Source organism: uncultured Shewanella sp., from assembly GCF_947495455.1.
Lineage (GTDB): Bacteria > Pseudomonadota > Gammaproteobacteria > Enterobacterales > Shewanellaceae > Shewanella.
Genome location: NZ_CANLZC010000173.1, coordinates 1 through 5,981, shown reverse-complemented (window position 1 = coordinate 5,981; position 5,981 = coordinate 1). Strand labels below are relative to the sequence as shown.

Here is a 5,981-nt window from a genome sequence, read left to right as displayed (position 1 = left end):
TATGTGATTTACACCTCAGGAACCACAGGGCAGCCTAAAGGCGTGATGATGGCGCATGTTGGTATCATAAATCGTCTTCATTGGATGCAAACACAGTATCCATTATCGATATCCGATACGGTGTTACAAAAAACGCCTTATATTTTTGACGTGTCTGTATGGGAATTATTATGGGCGCATCAAGTAGGTGCAAAACTTGTTATTGCTTCACCTATGATCCATACACAGCCATTAGCACTTCATCAATTGATCTTAGCTGAGCAAATTAGTGTGTTGCATTTTGTTCCATCTATGCTTGATGTATTTAGCCAACAGCTTATTGCAGAGCGGGAGCTGATTTCTTCATTTGTTAAACGCGTTTTTTGTAGCGGTGAAGCATTGACTGAAAATCATGTGGATATATTTACTAGGATATCAAATCAGACATCTCAACTAACGAACTTATATGGGCCAACTGAAGCCGCTATCGATGTCACTCACTTTGATGTATGTTTAAAGCAAAAAGGGGGTATCTTCATTGGTAGTGCCATTGATAATATCAAACTCTATGTTCTCAATGATAGCTTATCTCTTGTGCCTATCGGAATGCCTGGAGAGCTCTATATAGGTGGAGTCGGTTTAGCTCGTGGCTATTTAAACCGTCCCGAGTTAACCGTAGAGCGTTTTATCGAAAATCCCTTTGCCAATGAAAAGGATATTGCTAATGGCTATACCCGTTTGTATAAAACGGGCGATTTAGTGAGGTACTTGCCAGATGGTAATCTAGAATATTTAGGCCGTAATGACGAACAAGTTAAAATCCGTGGTCACCGTATAGAGCTAGGTGAAATACAAGCCGCATTAGAAAGATTGGGTGGCATAAAACAAGCTGTAATGATTGATTATAAGACAGATAACAGTCATTTTATAGCGGCTTATATTGTGCCCGATATGCAAGTCGATTCGATTTATTTTAAAAATGACCGCCGTTCATTATCCCGCCACCTCGCAGAAGCTGAATTATCATTGGATATTGAAGGAGTCAAGCAAAGCTTAACAGCGTGTTTACCTGAGTATATGTTACCGACAAGCTTCACCGTCATTGATGCCGTGCCATTAACCCACAATGGTAAGTTAGATAAAAAAGCCCTACCTGAGCCTATGTTAATTGATATAAGTAATTACTCGCCGCCTCGAAATGAGCTTGAGCAACAATTGTGTCAAATTTGGCAAGATGTACTAGGCCTTGATCAAGTGGGAGTTGATGATAACTTCTTTCATATTGGTGGTGATTCGATTAAGGCTATCAGGTTAGTTAATGATATGAAGGTGAAGGCGAGTTTAGATGTGAGCTTAGTGACCTTATTCACTCAACCCAAAATTTCGAGTTTGAGTGGGTTTAGTGAGCAAGGACAACAAGAGGAAGCATCTTTACTTCATGCTTTAACCCCCGTTTATAAAGCGAAAGATAATCTCATCATGATCCACCCTGGCACGGCGGGTGCTGAGGTGTATCATCCTTTGGCAGTTGCATTATCGCCTAGATTTAATTGTATTGGGATTGATAATCACAATTTGGTCTCTGAGAGCAAAATTGGTTCATTAAAATTGATTGCACTACTGTACCTTGATTTGATCATAGAAGCTGAACTTCATAATAAACCAATTAATATTTTAGGTTGGTCTTTGGGGGGGAATATAGCACTTGAGGTGGCTTATCAGTTGGAGTTACGTGGTCATACAGATGTGCATATTTATTTGTTGGATACAGTTATTCATAATGATGAAACGAGAGCTGTGTTGAATGAGTTGGATGAGAATATGCATTTTAATATGATACAAAGAGAGGTTATCGATAAAAATGCATCGCAGGAATATGTAGATAAGATACTTGCAGCCGCGCCTTTTGAAAGCGATATTCATCAAGAGTCATTAACGGGTTTACTTAATCATTCTAAAGTCACTTTGTTTAAGGCTGAAGAAATGATGCAAAATGACAATTTACAAGAGGAGTTAATTGAATTAGATATGTTGATTAATCAATTAACCGATAATAATATTCAAACTGTTGTGGGTAACCCTCTTAAAATTGTATCAATAGAAGATAAGCACCATATCAACATAATTGAAGCAGTTGAGATGATAAGTAATCACATTGCCGACCGCTAATTTACTTTTTATCTGAAATTTAGCATTTATCATACTTGTAATTAAGTATGATAAATGCTGAGTGTTGAATGATTGATTGTTAATAAGTTTAGAAGATAAAATTCACCATAAAGGTCACAAGGTTGGCATCTTTTTTTTCTGAATATAATATTGGTGGAAGGACAAACAAGCCTTGAGAATAAGGGTCATTAGAGGTGATATTCTCATATTGGTATTCTAAGTTGACCGATAATGTGGGCGTAATATCATAACGAACACCTGGAGTGATGCTTTGACTCGGTATGGCTTGATGGCCTTCAGCATAAGTTACATAAGTAGTAAAATCATCCATGTTATAGGCTGTACTGATATACCAATTGGTTTGGGTACTATCAGTTTCGACCTCAGTCATAAATTGAAATTGCTTCCAAGAAAGTTCATAACCAAAGGAATGTAGGTTAAGTGTAGTGGTGGTATCCCCTCCATTAACGGTATATTTTGTGCGCATGTAAGCATAATGGAATCGATAATCATACCCAGACAAGTCTATTGCTAGCCCGATAAGTAAGTCGGTATCTATCTCATTTTTGAATTCGGTAATTTCGACATTATAGGTTCGGTTACTACCATAAAAAGGATTAACGCTGAGGGTGAGTTCGTCAGATAAGTCTCGCTTCCAGGTGATATCCCCACCATCGTAAAAGGTAATACCAGCGACACTATCATACACTTCTTGTGGCGGTCTGCTCCAATAATATGCCTCAGCGACATAATAGTATTGAGAGGCTAAAAAAAGTGGCAATCGTAGCCTGCCTCCTCGTACGGTGAAATCACTAATATCGTAAGAAAGGTAGGCCCATTCAACTTCAGGTTCGCTCCATTGATCTTGAGGACGTTTGACCCATTGTAGAGAGGCCGCTAAATTATCAGTTACATCATAGTCAAGTTGAATACCAAAAATAGTATCGCAGTCATAACAAGTTTTATCTGTTATTTCTCGGTTTAAATATAGAGGGGTTTTGTTATCTGACTTGGTGATGGAGGTAGATCCAAATCCACTGAGAGTGAGATCTGAGGTGATGTCAATGGCCGCTAATGTTGGTGTTGATGAGAGTGATAGAGCGATAAGCGATAATATACGGGATTTAGGAAAGTTCATCCGTTACTGTCCTTCTATAGTAATCAATATGTTAGCATTCTCAGGGACGAGAGGGGTTGGCGCATAGCCGATGCCGTTTTTATTTGCTTTAAGCCAGTCGACTAATTGGCCTATATTGTCATCATCAATCACATGAGGTAAGGAGGCTTTGCCTGAGAAAGCCAAGCTGGCCCAGTATCCATTGACTTGCGATACGGTTTTACCCAGTAGTATTCTATAAAACGCTTCTTTAAATTTAGAGTTGTTCTCCCAATCTGCTAATTTGATTTTTTTGTTATTGATTTTGTCTGTTTTTCCTTTATAAATCATCCTAACTTTGCTCTTGCTGATTGTAGATAAGTTAGGGTTCATTGAAAAAACGGCAAACTGCTCTTCTGCGGCATAAGCTAACGTACTCATAAAAGTAAACCACAGTAATAGCAGTATTGACGATATTAAAACAGGTAGCGATAAATGGTTTTTATTCATTAGAGTGCATTCTAATCCCTTAAAATAGTTATACTTACAAGGTAGTGTAGATAATGTAAAAAAACAAAGATTAATAAAGTGAAAGTAGCGATTATTCTTAATCTTTTTATCCAATACTTATGGGGTGAAGCATTCATTAACAATGAAGTAATGATCTCTTTGTAGTTTATAAGAGACTTTTAATCATGAAGAAAATAAAAAGGACTTAGTGCTTTTGATAGGGCAATAGTTGTTTTTTTATTATTTACATTTGTTTGTTTTTTGTTCTCCCCCCTGTTCTTTGGTTACATTTAAGTTTGATTTCTTATCTTCTTTTATAGATGGCTAGTGATTTACTGGCAAAACAGGTCGATTTTTGGATAGATTATTGAGTATTGTTAATAGGTTATTTTTGATGCATGTGGCGAGGCTCTTAGATTGGAGATACTTTTTTAATTTTTATATTTTAATTCATTGGTAAATTACATGGTCAAGGTTAAATTAATTGTACTGGGTATCATATTCTTGTCCCTATTTTATTTGGCAGTGTTATATTTATCGTTAAACCCCCATGTCTCCATTGCTTACTCTGAATATTACATTCATAACAAGACTATGTTTTATGATAAAAAAGTACCTGATATGCTTATTCCTTTGGGAAAAACGTTAACAGTTAAAAACTTAATGCCGTATTTTAGCCGTGATGGCTGGAGCAAGCCGTCGCTTAAAACTGAAAATGCATTACTCTTTAATAAAGCCAGTTTGATATTTAATATCAAAGGAAAAAGTGAAATAATGACATTATATCTTCAACTTTCTCAAATAAAACAGCCTGTCACTTTGTTGTTCTCAATTGCAGGTAACAGGTTTGAAAAGTTACTTTTTCCTAGGGACAAGGGATTAATAATCCTTAATGTGTCAAATGCTTTGAGTCATCAAGTTGATGGAGTCAATATATTAACGATAAGCGCATCCTCACCCATATCGCTGAAAACATTAATGGTTAAGGAATCATAAAATGAACCATGATTTAACGCTTGTAGTACCTGTTTATAATGAACAAGAGAATATTTCAACATTTATAGAGGCAATAAAATCAGAATTAGTGTCGATATATCATCACATTGATATTCTTTTTATTAATGATGGAAGTACAGATAATACTTTTAATGTGATCGGTGCTGAAATAGAAAAAAATGATAATATCAGTCTCATTGATTTGGCAAAGAATTTTGGAAAAGAAGCGGCGATGACAGCAGGTTTAAAGCATGCTAGGGGAGATGCTGTGGTCATTATGGATGTAGACTTACAAGATCCTCCTTCTGTGGTTCTGGCATTTTTTGAGCTTTGGTGTACAGGGAAATATGACACAGTTTATGGGATTAGGGTCGATAGAAGTGCAGATACAAGAATAAAGCGATGTACCGCGGGCGGATTTTATAAGCTCTTTAATCTTTTATCCCATGGGACTAAATTACCGAAGAGTACGGGGGACTTTAGGTTAATTAATCGTAAGGTTATTGATGCATTAAATCAAATGCCTGAAAGAAATCGTTTTATGAAAGGCATGTTTGCTTGGAGTGCCTTTCGCGCAATAGGGGTGTCATTTGAACGGCCTGAGCGTAATATTGGTCAGTCTAAGTTTAATTATTGGCGCTTATGGAATTTTGCTTTAGATGGAATTTTGAGTTTTACCAGTTGGCCACTTAGAGTGTGGAGTTATATTGGTTTTGGTATTTCATTCATTGCTTTTTTGTATGCTTCGCATATTCTAATTGATACTTTGTTTTTAGGTGTAAAGGTTCCTGGGTATGCTTCTATTATGTCGGTTATTTTATTTTTGGGAGGTGTTCAGTTGATTTCTCTTGGTGTGATAGGTGAGTATATTGGCCGAATTTTTACTGAGATAAAACAAAGGCCAATATATTTAATTAATGGGATAAGCGGATATTATAGAAATAGAAATAAAAATAGAAATACACCAAATGAGTAATATTAAAACGGTTATTTATTATTTTTGATTTATTATTTTTGATTTATTTACTCGAAAAATGATGGGTGTTTCGGTGATGGATAAAAGACGATTAACTTTTGAAGGAGCCTTGTCTAAAACGGATTGGGCAATGATTCTAGCTGTCTTCTTGTTAAGTCGACTTTGTATTTATTTTATTGGATTAGGGTCTAATACTGGTCAGTTAATAATTTGGACGATCAATTGAACGATCTTTCAGATACGGTATAAAGACCT

The 5,981-nt window shown here is 36.2% G+C and carries 5 protein-coding genes; 3 read left to right on the top strand and 2 right to left on the bottom strand.

Features of this window, described 5'->3' with window-relative positions:
- The coding region (locus tag Q0791_RS24095) for an amino acid adenylation domain-containing protein (RefSeq protein WP_299011807.1) at nucleotides 1–2,148 on the top strand (2,148 nt) is incomplete at its 5' end.
- An 88-nt stretch (nucleotides 2,149–2,236) separates the two neighbouring features.
- Here the strand turns inward: Q0791_RS24095 and Q0791_RS24090 are convergent.
- Complete coding sequence (locus Q0791_RS24090; protein WP_299011806.1) at nucleotides 2,237–3,286, bottom strand: hypothetical protein; 1,050 nt, start codon at nucleotides 3,284–3,286, stop codon at nucleotides 2,237–2,239.
- 3 nt (nucleotides 3,287–3,289) lie between these two features.
- On the bottom strand, nucleotides 3,290–3,754 hold the full coding sequence (locus Q0791_RS24085; protein WP_299011805.1) for a hypothetical protein: 465 nt from the start codon (nucleotides 3,752–3,754) through the stop codon (nucleotides 3,290–3,292).
- 465 nt (nucleotides 3,755–4,219) lie between these two features.
- On the opposite strand from Q0791_RS24085, the gene Q0791_RS24080 reads away from it, so the two are divergent.
- Both Q0791_RS24080 and Q0791_RS24075 read left to right on the top strand, forming a co-directional pair.
- Nucleotides 4,220–4,750 carry a hypothetical protein gene (locus Q0791_RS24080; protein WP_299011804.1) on the top strand — a complete coding sequence of 177 codons (531 nt, stop codon included), beginning with the start codon at nucleotides 4,220–4,222 and terminating at the stop codon, nucleotides 4,748–4,750.
- Nucleotide 4,751: 1 nt separating this feature from the next.
- A complete protein-coding gene (locus Q0791_RS24075; protein WP_299011803.1) occupies nucleotides 4,752–5,726 on the top strand; it encodes a glycosyltransferase family 2 protein in 975 nt (324 codons plus the stop codon).
- Nucleotides 5,727–5,981: the final 255 nt, after the last annotated feature.